The following is a 15,558-nucleotide window of genomic DNA, read 5'->3' as shown; positions in this document are numbered from 1 at the left end:
GTGGACGTGTGTCAGCCCAGGCGGAGGGCGTTGAGGACGTCCGGGTAGGTGCGGAACAGGCGGGCGCCCGTGCGGCGCAGGACGACCGAGGTCACCAGCAGGCCGTAGGCGAGCCCCGCGGGCAGCAGCAGCCAGGCGTGGCCCGTGCCGTGCAGCAGGACCGCGCCCGCCACCAGGGGCGTGGTGGCCAGGGGGCCGGCGATCGAGGCGGCGAAGTTCATCAGGTGGTAGGTCCCGCCCTGTCCGGGTACACCGGTGAGGATCGAGTCGTGCTCGAAGGCGTAGGGCCAGCGGACGCTGATGACCGCGCCCATCGAGAAGGTCACGCCGAGCAGCGCACAGATCAAGCCCAGCACTTCGGGGATCTGCCCGGTCGTCCCGGTGGTCAGTGCGATCACCACGGTGATCGCGGCGAGCCAGGGCACCGCAACCACGATCTGGGCCAGGAAGCGGCCGGTGACCTCGGCGCGGGCATGGGCGACGCTGCGGGTGGTGGCGACGTTCGTCCAGACGGCGGAGCCGTCCATGGTGAACAGCATCGACGGCGAGCTCAGCGCGAACACCCAGGCGCCGCCCAGGGCGGCGTACGGGGTCTTGACGGCCACCGCCACCAGGACGAGCGGGAAGATCGAGGAGTACGCCAGCGAGGTGGCCATCAGCATGCGGTGGCGGGGTGCCCGCGCGAACGACCGCAGCTGGTGGTGGGTGATGAGGAGGGTCCGGCTGCGGGAGCCCAGCCGGGCCCAGGGGCCCGCGTCGGCGGAGCGGGCGCGGGCCGGCCGGGCGGTGGACCGGTCGCTGGTGGTCATGAGCCGCACCAGGGAGTGGTGCCACCACACCGCCAGGAGCAGGATCAGCAAGGCGGTCGCGCCGAGTTCGGCGAGGGCGACGCCCCACCTGCCCTCGGTGGCGGCGTGCGGTGCGTCGGCGACCCAGCCGGGCGGTGTCCGGCGGAGCACGTCGGACACCGCCGGCGGGACGCTCGGCTCGGGCGCCCCCGCCGAGGAGAGCAGCAGGTACGCGGTGAAGGAGACGACCGCGACGAGCAGTCCGCCCATGGCCGCGGCGTCCTTGCCCCGTCGGCTGGTCAGGGCGCGCGCGTAGGCGGCGGTGACGGCCCGGGACGTGACCACGCAGAGCAGCAGGGCGAGCAGGGCGGCCGGGACGGCGACCGCGACGGCGGCGCCCGTGCCGGTCACGGCGGCCGTGGCGCCGGCGAGCACCACCAGGGTGGCCAGCGGGCCGGGGCCGACCAGGGCGGCGGCGGTGGAACCGACGACGAGCGGCCGGGGGCGGAGCGGGAGCACGGCGAGCCGGGTGGGGTCCGCGCTCTCGTCCCCGGTGCCGGAGCCCGCGGTGAGCGGCAGCACGACCCAGCCGACCAGCAGGCCGGCTGCGGCCAGGACGGCGAGGTCGGCGGCGGGTTCGCCGTGCCGCTGGGCGAGCCGGGCGGCGGTGAGGCCGGCGGCGGCCAGGGCCGCCAGGGCCCCGACGACGAAGCCGGCGGCCCGGGCGCGGCTGCGGCGCAGGCTGCCCCTGAGCAGGGCCAGTTTCAGGCGGACGAAGAGCCCAACCACCGCAGTGCCCCCTTTCCCTTGGTCCCGCCCGGGGGCAGGGGCGAGCCGACGAGGTCCATGAAGGCGTCGCCCAGGCTGCGCCCGCCGCGGACCTCGTCGAGGGTGCCCGCGGTGACGATCCGGCCCTCCGCCATGACCGCCACGTGGCTGCACAGGGCCTGGACCAGTTCCATCACGTGGCTGGAGAAGACGACCGTGGAGCCGGACTCGGTGTAGGCGCGCAGCACTTCGCGGATGGTCTGCGCGGACACGGGGTCGACGCTCTCGAAGGGCTCGTCGAGGAACAGCACCGGCGGGTTGTGCAGCAGGGCGGCCGCGAGGCCGATCTTCTTGCGCATGCCGGTGGAGTAGTCGACCACCAGCTTGCCGGCCGCCTCGGTCAGGCCCAGCACGTCGAGGAGCTGGTCGGCCCGCTCGTCCGTCTCGGCGCCGCTGAGGCCGCGCAACCGGCCGGTGTAGGCGAGCAGTTCGCGTCCGCCGAGGCGCTCGAAGAGCCGCAGGCCCTCGGGAAGGATGCCGATGCGTTCCTTGGCCTCGTAGGGGTCGCGCCAGACGTCGTGCCCGGCGACGGTAACGGTGCCGGCGTCCGGGCGCAGCAGACCGGTGATCATGGAGAGGCTGGTGGTCTTGCCTGCTCCGTTGGGGCCCACGAGGCCGTAGAAGCTGCCGCCGGGCACGGTCAGTTCGACTCCGTCGACGGCGGTCTTGCCGTCGAACACCTTCCGTAGGCCGTGTACCTCGACGGCGGCTGACGTCGTCACGGTGCCTCTCCTTCGTGCGGGTGGGGGGTGCGGGCGGTCACGGGCTGGGGGCCGCCGGGGACCGCCGGGGACCGCAGGTTCCTGAACGGGGCCGAGGGGTCGATGCCGGCCGTGCGGCAGACCTCGGCCAGCACGGCGGCCAGCGCCGTGCGGGCCCCCGGCGCGACCGGGTCGAGGCCCGCGTGCGCGGCCCGTACGGCGGCCTCGGCGAGGGCGTTCGCGCGGTGCTGGCCGAAGCTCATGGCGGCCGTGCCGGGCCGGGTGTCGTCGGGTTCCCAGGCGATGGCGGTGCCGGGCCCGAGGCGGTGGGTGAACGCGGAGGTACCGGGAGCGACGCCGGGCAGATCGCACACGGCGTCGGCCACGGCGTGGCAGGCGCCCCAGGAGCGGCGGCCGAGGTAGACGACGAGGGCGTCCCGGCGCGGGTAGGACGACGGGGCGGACAGCACCTTGGCGTGGTAGGAGGCTCCGTCGTCCTCCAGGCGCCGCAGTACGGCCGCCCACACGCCCGCCGCCCGGTGCGGGTCGGTCAGGTGGACGTACACCCGCAGCAGTTCCTCGTCGTTCTCCGGTTCGCGGCTGCCGCACACGTAGAGAAAGCCCGGGGAGAGCGCGGGGCGCGCGGCCGCCAGGGCGACGGTGGGGCCGGGATCGCGGAGGGTTTCGGACGGGACCATGACGCGGACGCCGTTCAGGCCGACCAGGACGCCTGGGCCGAGGCCGAGTTCCGCCGGGTCCCGGCGCGGTGCGAGGGCGGTCGCGGGCCGGTCGACCGTCCGGTGCGGGACCGCGGCCCGCAGCTCGCGCTCCAGGGCCGCCTCGCGCAGGCTCAGCGGGGTCCGCTCGCCGTGCGGGCGGCCGCTGTGCACGACGTCGTAGAGCAGCGCGGCGAGCACCGGCCGGAGTTCGCCGGGCCGTACCGGCCGCGTGGTGTGTCCGCCCGCGGAGGCGGTCCGCAGGTCGGCGGAGACGCGGATGCCGAGGAGCGCGTCGAGCAGTCGCGGCGCGGGACGCGGCCGGGAGGGGCCCGGGGCGGCGTACGGCTCGGTGCGCGGCTCGGCGGGGACGTGGGTAGGTGCGGTCACGGGGTCTCTCCGAGGCCGAGGGCGGTGGTGAAACGCGCCGGTGCGATCAGCGCGGTGCGTCCGATGCCGGCGGCGGCGCGCTCGATGGCGCGCAGTCGGTTGGCGCGGGCCGCGCCCGCCAGCAGGCGGTCGAGGAGGTGCCAGCCGGCGAAGCCGGCGGCTCGGTGTGCCAGGCCGGGGTCGGTGCGGTCGGTGCGGGGGCGCGCCCGGCGGTATCCGGACCAGAACGCCTCGATGACGGGACGTACGCGCAGCAGGTTCTCGCGTCCCCGGGCCAGGACGGCCTCGCGGCTCAGGCCCGCGTCCGCGAAGACCTCCGCGCCGGAGAGCGGGTCCGTCTCCGCCCGGCCCGTGCCGTCGCGGTCCGTCACGATGTCCAGGACGGACCTGTGCAGCCATTCTCCGACGAACCCGCCGATGTCGCGGGCGGCGTCGGCGGCACGGAACTCCTCCCAGTCGGCGACCAGCACCCGGGGGCGGTCGCCGGCCGTCACCAGGAACTGGTCCATCCGCAGGTCGCAGTGGGCCGGCACGCTGGGCGCCGCGCGCTCGGCCGCCAGCAGGGCGGTGACGGCGGCGACCAGTTCGTCGTCGCTCTGCAGCAGTTGCCAGGTCTGGAGTTCGGCGCTGCTGGCCTCCTCGTACATCGCCAGGGGCAGCGCCTCCAGGAGGGCGGGCGAGGGCAGCGGCGGGGTGGACGCGTCGAGTGCGCGGACGCCGTCCCCGCAGGGGGGCACGGTGGCGTGCAGCAGCCCCAGTGACTCGCCGGCCCGGCGGGCCAGGCCGGGGCCGAAGGACTCGTCCAGCATCAGCTCCGTACCGCTGCGGGCGTCTTCGAGGTACTCGAAGGCCAGCAGGCCGTGCTCCTCGTCGCTGCCGAGCAGCCGGGGGCCGCGCAGGACACCCGCGGGGCCGGCGGCCGTGACGGCCTCGAAGGCGAGGGCACGGTCCATGCGCCGTCGTACGTCATCGGCGGGGCCGGTGAGCCGCTTGACGAACACGGCGGTCCCGGACGCGGTGGTGCCCGCCCAGGTGTCGTTGCGCCCGGGCAGCGCGGTGAGGCCGGCCGGGTCGAAGGCGCCCAGCCCCAGACGGTCCAGCAGGGCCCCCACCTCCGGAGCGTCCACCAGAGGGACGGGAAGGAAGCGCAGCAACGTGGTCACGGTGTCACCTCGGGTTCGCCGGTCCGGCCGGTGAGCACACCGACGAGACCGGAGTCGGGCAGGATCGCGTGGCGGGCACGGGCCACCTCGGCGGTCGTCAGGTTCCGTACGGCGTCGGTGAAGGCGTCGGTGCGGCCGGTGTCGAGCCCCAGGAGCTCCCACGCGGCGACCTGGTCGGCGAGGTGCGCCTGCGTCTCGAACACCGCGTGCAGCTGGCCGTCGGTGAAGTGCCGGGCGGCCTCGACCTCCCGGTCCGTGGGCGGTACGTCGGCCAGCCGCGTGATCTCGCCGTGGACGGCGTGCGCCGCGCGGGCGGCGCCGGTCGCGGGCGGCCACGCGGTGACGTGGAGCCGCGGTGCCCCGTACGCGGTGTCCCGTCCGGCGAAGACCGGGAAGCCGAGCGGCGCCTCGGGCGTGGTGAGCCGGGTCAGCCGGGCGGACGGATGACCGCTGCCGAGCACGACGGCGGCCAGGTAGCGGGCCGCGAGGTCGGCGGGGTCGGGGCGCGGGGTGGGATACGGCCGCTCCCGGACCGTCCAGACCAGCCGGGGCGGGCCCGGGGCGCGGAGGTGGACGAGCCCGGACCGGGCGGGGCCGGCCGGCGCGGGACCGTCCTCGGCGGGCGGATCCGCGACGGGTGACGCGTCGAGGACGGTCTTCAGTGTCCCCTCCGCCGCCGTCGCGGACGCGATGTCCCCCACCAGCACGACGAGCCCGTCCGTCCAGGGTGCCGGGCGGCCCGCCTCCGCCGTGAGGACGTCGGCGGGCAGCGCGGGTTCCAGGGGCGGGACCGGGCGGCCGGTCAGAAGGTGCGGGAGTACGTGGTCCAGCAGGCCCTCGTGCGAGCGGTGGGCGGCGCGCAGCGCCCTCGCGGCGGCGGGGGCCGCGGCCGTCAGTTCGTCCACGCCCGGGGGGACGCCGACGAGTTCGCCGAGGAGCGTGGGCCAGTGCGGGGCCGCGTCCGCGGTGAACCAGCCGTCCAGGTGGACCCGGCCGCCCAGGACGCGGACGGTGTGCCCGCCGCCGGCCAGCAGCGGCTGCGCGTCCCAGCGCGCGCCGAGGACGCGGGCGTGGGCGTGCAGCCGGGCCGCGCCGAGGCCGGGCGGTGGCGTCAGACGCACGCGCACCTCGCACAGGGGCACACGGTCGTCCCGCACGGCCACGACGCGCCAACGGTCCGTTCCCGGCCGACCGAGCGCGTGGTGCCGGCGCAGCCCCAGCGGCTGCCGCGCCCCGACCGCGGGCACGACACGACGGACGTCCGTGACGGCCCCGGGCTCGACGTGACGCGCCGCCGTCACGACGCCGGGTACGGCAGGGCGGGCGGCCGACCCGGCACCGGCCACGGTGGACTCGGCGACCGGCACCACCCCGGGTACGGCGGGGCGGGCGGCCGGCACGCCCCCGGGCGCAGCGGGCTCGGCGACCGACACCCGACCGGACACCGCAGGCTCCGCCACCGACACCCGCCCGGACACCGCAGGCTCCGCCACCGACACCCGACCGGACACCGCAGGCTCCGCCACCGACACCCGACCGGACACCGCAGGCTCCGCGACCGGCGTCGCGCCGGACACCGCAGGGCGGGCGGATGGGGTGCCGGGCCGTGGGGCTGGGTGGGGGCGCGTGGAGGTGGGTTCGGCCACGAGCGTGGCGCGTCGCGTGGTGAGCAGGCCGCGCGCGGCTGCCGCGACCCGGGCCGCGCCGACCTCCCCGATCCGTGCGGGCAGTTCGTCGTGGAGTTCCGCCCGGCCGAAGAGCAGTTCCAGTCTGCCCAGGCCACGGGCGCGGGCCGTCGGACCATGCCCGGTGCGGTGCAGCCCGGCGGCCAGCCGTCGCGCGGTCCCGGCCACCCGGGCCGCGGGCAGCCCGTCGGCAGCCGCCTCGAGGGCACGGTCGAGATGGCGGAGCGTCTCCCGCGGGTCGGCGCCGTCGGGGTGGCGCAGGGTGACGGTGAAGGTGTCGGGTGTCAGGGCGTCGAGCGGGCCGAAGAAACCGCACTCGGCGGAGGCGATGCGGCCGGCGGCCCCGGAACGTCGCTGTCCGCGCAGCAGTCCGGCGAGCACCATGTGGGCGAGGTAGCCGTCGAGTCCGGCTGACGGGTCGGTGAGGCGGTACCCGGCGGCCACGGCTCCGGCGCCGGGAGGCAGCCCGGGGAACCGCCGTACGCTCACGCGGTCCTCGGTGAGATCCGGTTCCGCGAGGTCGGGCGGGGTGGGCGCCGGGCGGTGCGCGATGTCCGCGAAGTGCCGGGTGACCAGCCGTCGGACACGCGCGACGTCACTTGCGCCGGAGACCGTCAGGACGGCGTTGCCGGGGCCGTAGTGCAGCCTGAAGAACTCCTCGCAGTCGGCGACCGTCACCTGGGCCAGCGCGCCGGTGTCGCCGTAACCGTCGTGGGCGTTGGGGTGGGTGTCGAAGAGCAGCGCGGGCAGCAGGGGCCAGGGGAAGCCGCCGAGGGGCGCCTCATACAGGGCCTGCCTGATCTCCCCCTCGACACCGCTCAGTTGCTCGGCGAGACCGCCGGCGGTGAAGCGCGGGGCGCGCATCCGGTCCGCCTCGGCGAACAGCGCCCGCTCCAGCGCCGGGCCGGGGACGGTGTGGAAGTAGTCGGTGTAGTCCTGGTGGGTGGTGCCGCTCGCGTCACCGCCGGCCGCCAGCACCTCGGCGAGGTAGCCGCGCGCCGGGAAGTGCTCGCTGCCGTCGAACATGAGGTGCTCGAAGAGGTGGGCGAACCCGGAACGGCCGGGCGGCTCGGACCGGAACCCGACGCCGTAGTGCACGGCGACCCCGGCGAGCGGCCCCGCGTCGGTCGGATCCACCACGACCCGCAGGCCGTTGGGCAGCGTGAACCTGTGGATCACCGCGTCGCACCGCCCCGGACGAGGCGGGCCGCCAGCAGGACGTACACGGCGGCGGCGCGCCCCTCGTCGCTGTAGGCGAGCGTGTCGTGGGCGTGCAGGGCGATGCGCAGGGCCGCCCAGCGACGCGCCCTCTCGCCCAGGCCTCGCCCGTACCCCTCGACCAGAGCGCCGAGAAGGCGCTGCCACTCGGCGGCGTCGCCGCCGTGCGCCCAGCGCAGTTCGGCGAGTTCGCCGGTGATCCAGCCGAGGTCGTACGGCCAGGGGGCGAGGCAGAGATCCTCGCCGGTGAGCAGTACGGCGGTGCCGGTGCGCGGGTCCGGCACCAGGGAGCCGAGGCCCGGCGCGCCGTGGCTGAGCACGGGCCGGGCCGGCCGGCCATCGGCGGAATCGGCGTCGGCGGTCAGGGCCTGCGCGCACCAGCGGCGCAGCGTGTCCAGGACGCCGTCGTGAGCGGCGAAGGCCTCCGCGGCGCGGCTGTCCCCGGCCAGCCAGGTCCACAGCCGCCGCAGCCCGCGGGCGGGGCCCGGGGCCGGGGCGGGTGTGGGTGTGGGTGTGGGTGTGGGTGTGGGTATCGGGGCCCGGTGCAGGGCGGCGAGCAGGGCCCCGGTGCCGCGCAGGGCGCGTTCGAGTGCGGCAGCGCCACCGGGTACCTCGGCGGGCCCGCCGACGAGCAGGTAATGGATGACGGACCGGTCGTGACCGGCCCGGTAGCGGCGGCCTGCTCCGGTCGGCCCCTCGGTCTCCTCGCCCACGGCGAACCGGACCCCGTGGTGCTCACCGATTCCCTCGCACACCCGCCGCAGCGTGCCGGGGACCGGCGCGAAGGGGGCGGGGGCCACCGGGCCGGGGGCACGCAGCCACTCGTACTCCTGGCCGCCCGGAACGCGACGCACCTCGGTGATCAGCAGTCCGGTGCCGAACGAGGTCACGGGGGCGGACGGGTCGACCGGCGGGCCAAAGGCGCCGGTACCGGGGCGGCCGGTACCCGGACGACCGGCGGCGGGGTGGCCGGGGGCGGGGTGGTTCATCGCCCGCTCCCGTGGTCCCGTGCGGCCAGCGCCGTACGGCGTCGTTCCAGCCGGGTCAGCAGGTCGGGCAGCAGCCCGGGGGCCCAGCTGTCCATGCGGCCGGTCGTCTGGCTGAGCCCGGGCACCGGCGGCAGGACGACCACGTTGGGCCGGGCCCGCAACGCCTCGATGTGCATGCGGTAGGCGTGGCTGTCGGCCCCGCCGGGCGGCAGCGCGGCGGCCAGGCCGACGGGAGCGCCGGTGCACTGCGCGGCGAGCAGTCCGGGGCTGTCGGCGTGGCCCTGGGCGAAGCGGGCGGTGAAGGCGAGGGTGGCCGGGTAGACGACCAAGGCCTCGGCCCACTCGGCCAGTTCGACGTGGCGCACGGACACCGTCGGGTCGTCGGGCCAGCTGTCCCGCAGGGCCACGCGTCCGGCGGCGGCGGTGGCGGCCTGGAGGGTGACGAACCGCTCGGCGCTGCGGGTGAGGACGACCTGCGTCTCCAGGCCGGGGTGGGTGGCGCGCAGCCAGCCCAGCCAGCTCGGCAGGTCGACGGCCGAGGCCGACCCGGTGCCGATCAGCAGCAGGCGGCGCACGTCCAGCAGGGGCGCCCCCGGTGCCGGCGCCTCCGGGGCCGCTTCACGGGCGGTGTCTTCGCGCATGGCCGGCTCCGTCACCAGGCGTTGCCGCGGAACAGCAGGTCCAGGTCGGTCAGGACCGCCCGGGGCCCCCACCGCAGGGCGACACCGGCGCAGTTGAGGACGACCTCGTCGACGCCTGCCTCGTGGTAGGCGGCCACGCCCGCGCCGATCTCGTCGGCGTCCCCGGCGAGCATGCCGCCGGTGCGCAGCAGGCCCCGGGCGATGCCGTCGTGGTCGGCGTCGCGCACCCGCACGCCCGCGCGCTGGAGCATGTCCCGGTAGTGCGGTCCCTGGAAGTGACCGGAACTCCCCTGGGCGAGGGCGGCCACCAGGTCGCGGCCGTCGGCCGCCGCGGCGGTGGGCACGAAGGCGACGACGCGGGGCACGGGACGGCCCGCGGCCTCGGCGCCGTCGCGCAGAGCGGGTATCAGCACGTCCCGCACGTATCCGGGCGGTGTCAGCCAGGTGATGGCCACGTCGGCGGTCTCACCGGCGAGCCGGGCCATGCCCGGCCGCAGCACGCCGAGGCCGATCTCCACGTCCGGCGCGGGCAACCGCGGCAGGGTTCCGGCGTACGAGAAGTAGGTGCCCCGCTGGTCGACTTCACCGCCCCGGAGCAGGGCGCGGACCAGGGTGAGGTACTCGCGGGAGGCGGTGAGCGGACTGGCGTAGGGCTCGCCCAGGGCCGCGGCCTGGAAGGAGCGGGCGCCGGGGCCGAACCCCGCGACGACCGGGTGCCCGGAGGAGGCGGCGACGGTACGGGCCTCCAGCGCGGCGAGCAGCGGATGGCGGAGCGGCATCAGTGAGACGCCGATGCCGAAGGGCACACGCATGCCCATGCCGCTGAGCTGGCTGAAGATCTGGTGCTGCTCGACGGATGAGCCCTGCCCCTGCCAGAGGGCGCGCGCGCCGCGCCACTGGACGAACGCCCCGAAGGGCGCCGCCTGTTCCGCCCGGACGGGGACGAACGGCAGAAGGACGGAAACGTGACGGCTCATCGCTGAGGCTCCGGTGGTTCGTGGGTGAGACCGGTGCGGGGCGGCCCGAAGGTCACTCGGACGGCTGCCTGGCGCACAATGGGAGAAGGGTCCGGCACGAGAGGTCCCCGGATCTCCGAGGGCCCGCGCAGACGGTCCTGGACGCACTGGCCGCGTCCAGGACCGTCATGGTGCGACCGCTGGGTCAGCAGCCCTTCTTCGCGGTGAGCGTGACGCTCGCGACGGAGAACTTCGTGTAGACGATGGTGGCGGTCGGGGTGGCGGCCGGGGCCTGAACGGAAGCCTCCATGTTCAGCTCCGCCGCCTCGGTGTAGGCCTCGAAACCACCGACGAGCTCCATGATTTCGATGTCGTTCTGCATTCCGCACTCTCCTAGAGTGTTCACATGGAAGTCGCCGCCGAGAAAACGGCAGCGATCGGCGATCGGCGAACCGGGAGCTCGTGGCCCCTTCATTCGCCGTGTCGCCGAGGACATCTCATTGTGGAACTCGGGCGAGTGTTCCGGCCATTGCCCTTTGGGGAGGTGACCCAAAGGGCAGTCGGGCCGGCGCTATTCCGGGCAGATCAGCTCGTGGTGCAGATGCACCAGAAGCGCGGCCTCCAGCCGGGACGCCACTTGGAGCTTTTCGACGATGCTGGAAACGTGTGCCTTCACCGTGCGTTCGGCGATGCCGAGCCGGCGGGCGATCGTGCCGTTGGGCAACGCGGCGGCCACCAGCAGCAGCACCTCGCGCTCTCTGCCGGTCAGTCTCGACACACCCGAGGTGTCGAAACTGAGGGTGGGCGGCCCCTCGCACCCGCACATCGCGGTCTCACTGCCTGCGTCGGTGACGAGCTGGTCAGGCCCGGCCGGCGCGGCTGCGGTCTCAGTCAGCAGGATCCCCACTACTGAACAACCTCCCCGTTTGCATACTTTGCGGTGACCCTAAGTCAGTTCTTCACCAGACGTCCACCTGCGATAACGGCCCAATACGGGAACGGCCGAGTGAACCCTGCCACGCGTGCCGCCCGGAACTCCGCCCGGGATCCGCCGGGCGCCGCTCACGCGGGGGCGTCGGCCCGTTCGTACACGGAGACGTGACGCGGACTCCGGGCCGTGTAGGGGTTGCGCTCCCAGTCCTCCCAACGGTCCACCAGGCGCAGTCCCGCCAGCTCGGCGAGGAGGTCGATCTCGAACGGGAAGGCGTAGCGCAGGACATGGTGCTTCGTCTCCGGCCTGCCGCCGTCGACGATCGTGTGCGTGCCGTACATCAACTGGTGCGCGCGGTCGACGGCGAGGGTGTCGAGCATGACCGCGCCGTCGGCGAGGTGGCGCATCGAGAAGTCCTGCTTCTCCATGGCGTGGTAGGGAGCGGGATCGAATGCTTCAAGGATGAACTTTCCGTTCGCAACGAGCTGTTCGCGCGCCAGCCGCAGGCAGCCGAGCTGCTGCTCCTTGGTCACCGCGACGAAGAAGGTGTTCAGAACGACCGTCACGACGTCGAAGGTCAGACCTGTTCCCGTCTCGGTGAAGTCACCGGTCTCCGTGACCACCTCGTTCCTCGCGTCGCGCTTGCGCAGGACCGCCAGCATGGCTTCCGAGGCGTCGATTCCGTGGACCTGGAAGCCGCGTGCCGCCAGTGGCAGAGCGATCCGTCCGTTGCCCACGCCGAGTTCGAGGACCCGGCCGCCCGCCGGGGCCAGGGCGGCGATGAAATCGACCGCGAGGGAGGTGTCGAATTCTATCGGGTACATCTGGTCGTAGACGCCGGCGAGTTTCTCGTCGTAATGCACGTTGTTGGCAGCCATCGAGGACCTCCGGGTGATTGAAGTGCGCTCCCGGTGAAATCGCGAGCGTCGCCCGGGAATCCGGCCACGGGAACAGGGCTCAGCGACGGGAGCCGGTCGATCTTAACCAGAATTCGTCGTCACCCGGTCGCCGGTGAATTGGTCCTCCGACCGGGACACCGCCCCCCGGTCAGCAGTCGTCCTCCGCCGCGGCGGCGAGGCGTGCGCCGAGTGCCGCGACCGCGGACCGCAGTTCCTCCCCGCCCCGGACGCGGAAGGCGAACGGCATCCTCGCCAGCCATTCCTGGGCGTACATGGCCGGGTTGCGGGTGCTGCCGGTCAGCACGCACCCTTCCCCCAGGGGTTCGAGCCGGCCCATGGGCGGGCGGACCCAGGGGGCCACTTCGTCCGGCGGGGCGTCGAACACCACGCGGGTGGGGAACGCCCAGCCGAGGCCCAGGTTCCGCTCCAGCACCGCCACCGGGTCCAGGTCCTCCGGCGGCTCGAAGGCGTGCCCGGTCGGCCGGACCGTACGGACCCGGTCGGCCCGGTAGGTGCGGATCGCGTTCGCGCGGTGGGAGTGGCACAGCACGTACCAGTGCCCGTGCCGGACGACGAGGGCCCAGGGGTCCAGCTCCGCCTCCCACTCGTCGCCGGACTCGCTGCGGTAGGTGACCGACACCCGGCGCCGGGTCGCGACGGCGTCGACGATCTCGCCGGCCACGGCCGGGTCGGGACGGGTGGCATACGGGTCCGGCGCGGCGGACGCGTACTCGCGCAGCTTCGCCGCCTGCCGGCCGACGGTCTCCGGCAGCGCCTTGACGACCTTGCCCAGGGCGGTGCCGACCAGGTCGTCGGCGTCGTCCGCGGCCGGCTGGGCGCCGAGTACGGCCATCACGAGGCCGAGGGCCTCGGACTGCGTGAAGTGCACGGGGGGCAGCCGCGTTCCGCGGCCGAGGCGGTAGCCGCCGTGCGGTCCCCGGGCCGACTCCACGGGGATGCCGGCCTCCCGCAGGATCTCGACGTACCGGCGCGCGGCGCGCTCCGTGACGTCCAGCCGCTCGGCGAGTTCCGCCGCCGTCGTGACGGGGCGGGCCCGGAGGATGTCCAGGGTGCGCAACGCCCGTGCGGTGGGGCTGAGTTCGTTGGTCACGGGAGCCAGGTTAATACCGGCAGTGGATCGTCCGGATCTCTTCCTACGGTGGCTCCTGGACGCCGTGGACGACGAAGGAAGACGGAGTACTGATCATGGACATTCTGCTCATCGGCGGCCTCTGGCTGGACGGCTCCGCCTGGGACCGCGTCGTGCCCGCGCTGGAGGCGCTCGGCCACCGGCCGGTGCCGCTCACCCTGCCGGGCCAGGGGGTGGGTGACGCGTCCGCCACGCTGGACGACCAGCTGGCGACGGTGCTCGACGCGGTGGACTCGGCGCCGGGCAGGCCCTTGGTGGTGGGGCACTCGGCCGCCTGCACGCTGGCCTGGCTGGCCGCCGACCGGCGGCCCGGGAAGGTGGCCGGGGTCGCCCTGATCGGCGGTGTCCCTGCCGTGGACGGTCAGCCCTACGCCGACTTCTTCGAGGTGCGCGACGGCGTCGTGCCCTTCCCCGGCTGGGCCCCCTTCCAGGGGGCGGACGCCGCGGACCTGGACGACACGGCCCGGCAGCGGCTGGCGGCGGCCGCGATTCCGGTGCCCGCCGGGGTGACCAGAGGGGTGGTGCGGCTGACGGACGAGCGCAGGTTCGGTGTCCCCGTCGTGCTCGTGTGCCCGGAGTTCACAGCTGCCCAGGCGAAGGCGTGGATCGACGCCGGTGACGTCCCGGAACTGGCCCGCGCCGAGCACGTCGGCTTCGCCGACATCGACTCGGGCCACTGGCCGATGGTCTCCCGGCCGGTCGGGCTGGCCCGGGTACTGGCGTCGGCGGCCGACGCCGCCTGACGTCACTACGTCGTTACGTCACTACCTCTCCACGTCGCTGCTACGTCGCTCGGTCGCCGGACGTCCGTCCCCGGCGGGGCACCTGCGTGGACTGTGCGGCCTCCGCTTCCGCCCTGGCGTCGTCGACCGCGGCGGCGGCCTGCTTCCCGGCCTCGTCGGCGGCCGTGGCGGCGTCGAGGGAGACCGACCGGCCCGCCGGGCCGAGCTCGGGGGTTCCCGTTCCGGCCGCCGCGCCGGTGGCGTCGGCCGAGTCCGTGGCGTCGGCGGTGGCCTCCTCCTCCGCCGGCACCGGCTTCGCGGGGCCGCCCGACGCCGACTGGTCGCCGAAGGCGTGGGTGACGGTGCGGACCGCCTCGGTCAGCTCGCCCGGGATCACCCAGAACGTGTTGTTGTCGCTGCTCGCCAGGTGCGGGAGCGTCTCCAGGTACTTGTAGGCCAGCACCTTCGGGTCGGCGTTGTTGCGGTGGACGGCCTGGAAGACCAGCTCCACCGCCTTGGCCTCGCCGTCCGCCCGCAGGATCATGGCCTGCTGCGTGCCCTGTGCCTCCAGGATGTCCTTCTGCCGTGTGCCCTCGGCGGTGAGGATCTTGGCCTGCCGCTCGCCTTCGGCGTGCAGGATCGCCGCGCGCTTGTCGCGTTCGGCCCGCATCTGCTTCTCCATCGCCTCCTTGATGGTGTGCGGCGGGTCGATGGCCTTGATCTCGACGCGGTTGACGCGGATGCCCCACTTGCCGGTGGCGTCGTCGAGGACGGCGCGCAGCCGGGAGTTGATCTCCTCGCGGGAGGTCAGGGTCTCCTCCAGATCCATGCTGCCGATGACGTTGCGCAGCGTCGTCACGGTGAGCTGGTCGATCGCCTGGAGGTAGTCGGCGACCTCGTAGGCCGCCGCGCGCGGGTCGGTGATCTGGTAGTAGAGCACCGTGTCGATGTTCACCACGAGGTTGTCCTCGGTGATCACCGGCCGGGGGTCGGACGAATAGACCTGCTCGCGCACGTCGAGCTTGGTGTTGATGCGGTCCGCCACCGGCACGACCAGGTTCAGTCCGGGCTGCAGCGTCCGCCGGTAGCGGCCGAAGCGCTCGACGTTGTAGCGGCGTGCCTGCGGGACGATCCGCACGGTGGAGGCCACGAGGAAGACGACGACGAGGGCCGCCAAGAGGATGGGGATGACAACTGGGTCCACAGTGCCTCCATTGCTTGCGGTGGGTTCGGCGTTCAGCCGTTCGTTCAGCCGTTCACGGTCATGGCCTCACGGCAGGAGTTCGCGGGGGTAGACCACTGCCGTGGCGCCTTCGATCTCCATCACGTCCACCAGCGCGCCCACCGGGATCACCAGGCTCTCGTCGAGGGCTCGGGCGGACCATTCCTCGCCGGAGAGCTTGATCAGGCCGTGGGTCGCGGTGACCTCCCGTACGACCTCGGCCCGCTTGCCTATCAGCGCGTCGCTGCCCTCGCGGGTGAGGGGTTGCCGCGCCATCTGCCGCAGCGCGACGGGACGCACCAGGACGAGGCCCGCCACCGCCGCCACGGCGAGCGCCACCAGTTGCCCGAGCAGACCGACGCCCACACCGGCGACCACGGCGGCGACCAGCGCGGCACCGGCCAGCAGACCGAGGACCAGCGTCAGGGTGAAGAACTCCGCGGCACCCAGCGCCGCGGCGGCGAGCAGCCATACGAACCACGGCATCGAATCGCCCTCCTTATGGGGCCTTCCCCACCAAAGTACCTTCCGGAACGCCGGGCAGACAGGGTCTTCGCTC

Annotated in this window: 15 protein-coding genes; 1 reads left to right on the top strand and 14 read right to left on the bottom strand. The window is 74.4% G+C overall.

From position 1 onward, the window contains the following. Positions 1-11: 11 nt before the first annotated feature. The 12 genes from M6G08_RS09010 to M6G08_RS08955 form a co-directional block, all read right to left on the bottom strand. Positions 12-1,577 (bottom strand): transporter, encoded by a 1,566-nt coding sequence (locus M6G08_RS09010; protein WP_272586654.1) that lies wholly within the window; start codon positions 1,575-1,577, stop codon positions 12-14. Then, positions 1,553-2,338: an ABC transporter ATP-binding protein gene (locus M6G08_RS09005; protein ID WP_272586653.1), complete on the bottom strand. Its 786-nt coding sequence runs from the start codon at positions 2,336-2,338 to the stop codon at positions 1,553-1,555. The genes M6G08_RS09010 and M6G08_RS09005 overlap by 25 nt, the downstream gene beginning before the upstream one ends. Then, positions 2,335-3,423: a T3SS effector HopA1 family protein gene (locus M6G08_RS09000; RefSeq protein ID WP_272586652.1), complete on the bottom strand. Its 1,089-nt coding sequence runs from the start codon at positions 3,421-3,423 to the stop codon at positions 2,335-2,337. The genes M6G08_RS09005 and M6G08_RS09000 overlap by 4 nt, the downstream gene beginning before the upstream one ends. Then, on the bottom strand, positions 3,420-4,586 hold the full coding sequence (lxmK, locus tag M6G08_RS08995; protein ID WP_272586651.1) for a class V lanthionine synthetase subunit LxmK: 1,167 nt from the start codon (positions 4,584-4,586) through the stop codon (positions 3,420-3,422). Before lxmK ends, M6G08_RS09000 begins: the two co-directional genes overlap by 4 nt. Next, positions 4,583-7,450: an insulinase family protein gene (locus M6G08_RS08990; protein WP_272586650.1), complete on the bottom strand. Its 2,868-nt coding sequence runs from the start codon at positions 7,448-7,450 to the stop codon at positions 4,583-4,585. The genes lxmK and M6G08_RS08990 overlap by 4 nt, the downstream gene beginning before the upstream one ends. Then, positions 7,447-8,478 carry a hypothetical protein gene (locus M6G08_RS08985; protein WP_272586649.1) on the bottom strand — a complete coding sequence of 344 codons (1,032 nt, stop codon included), beginning with the start codon at positions 8,476-8,478 and terminating at the stop codon, positions 7,447-7,449. Before M6G08_RS08985 ends, M6G08_RS08990 begins: the two co-directional genes overlap by 4 nt. After that, positions 8,475-9,119, bottom strand: a complete 645-nt coding sequence (locus M6G08_RS08980) for a flavoprotein (protein ID WP_272586648.1) — start codon at positions 9,117-9,119, stop codon at positions 8,475-8,477. Before M6G08_RS08980 ends, M6G08_RS08985 begins: the two co-directional genes overlap by 4 nt. An 11-nt stretch (positions 9,120-9,130) precedes the next feature. Further along, the gene (locus M6G08_RS08975) at positions 9,131-10,096 is read right to left on the bottom strand and encodes an LLM class flavin-dependent oxidoreductase (RefSeq protein WP_272586647.1); all 966 of its coding nucleotides are present in this window, start codon (positions 10,094-10,096) and stop codon (positions 9,131-9,133) included. A 184-nt stretch (positions 10,097-10,280) separates the two neighbouring features. Next, the gene (locus M6G08_RS08970; protein ID WP_272586646.1) at positions 10,281-10,457 is read right to left on the bottom strand and encodes an LxmA leader domain family RiPP; all 177 of its coding nucleotides are present in this window, start codon (positions 10,455-10,457) and stop codon (positions 10,281-10,283) included. A 189-nt stretch (positions 10,458-10,646) separates the two neighbouring features. Next, complete coding sequence (locus M6G08_RS08965) at positions 10,647-10,982, bottom strand: helix-turn-helix domain-containing protein (protein ID WP_272586645.1); 336 nt, start codon at positions 10,980-10,982, stop codon at positions 10,647-10,649. Between the two features lie 155 nt (positions 10,983-11,137). Continuing rightward, positions 11,138-11,884 (bottom strand): class I SAM-dependent methyltransferase, encoded by a 747-nt coding sequence (locus M6G08_RS08960; protein ID WP_272586644.1) that lies wholly within the window; start codon positions 11,882-11,884, stop codon positions 11,138-11,140. 169 nt (positions 11,885-12,053) lie between these two features. Continuing rightward, positions 12,054-13,016: a helix-turn-helix transcriptional regulator gene (locus M6G08_RS08955; protein ID WP_272586643.1), complete on the bottom strand. Its 963-nt coding sequence runs from the start codon at positions 13,014-13,016 to the stop codon at positions 12,054-12,056. A 95-nt stretch (positions 13,017-13,111) separates the two neighbouring features. Here M6G08_RS08955 and M6G08_RS08950 point away from each other — a divergent pair, with 95 nt between their 5' ends. Beyond that, entirely contained in the window at positions 13,112-13,798 is a 687-nt protein-coding gene (locus M6G08_RS08950; RefSeq protein ID WP_272586642.1) for an alpha/beta fold hydrolase, read from the top strand. A 40-nt stretch (positions 13,799-13,838) separates the two neighbouring features. On the opposite strand, the gene M6G08_RS08945 is transcribed toward M6G08_RS08950, so the two are convergent. Both M6G08_RS08945 and M6G08_RS08940 read right to left on the bottom strand, forming a co-directional pair. Next, entirely contained in the window at positions 13,839-14,981 is a 1,143-nt protein-coding gene (locus M6G08_RS08945) for an SPFH domain-containing protein (RefSeq protein ID WP_272586641.1), read from the bottom strand. 66 nt (positions 14,982-15,047) lie between these two features. Then, complete coding sequence (locus tag M6G08_RS08940; protein WP_272586640.1) at positions 15,048-15,485, bottom strand: NfeD family protein; 438 nt, start codon at positions 15,483-15,485, stop codon at positions 15,048-15,050. Between the last annotated feature and the right edge of the window lie 73 nt (positions 15,486-15,558).

Source organism: Streptomyces sp. M92 (assembly GCF_028473745.1).
Lineage (GTDB): Bacteria > Actinomycetota > Actinomycetes > Streptomycetales > Streptomycetaceae > Streptomyces.
This window is presented reverse-complemented; position numbering and strand designations above follow the sequence as displayed.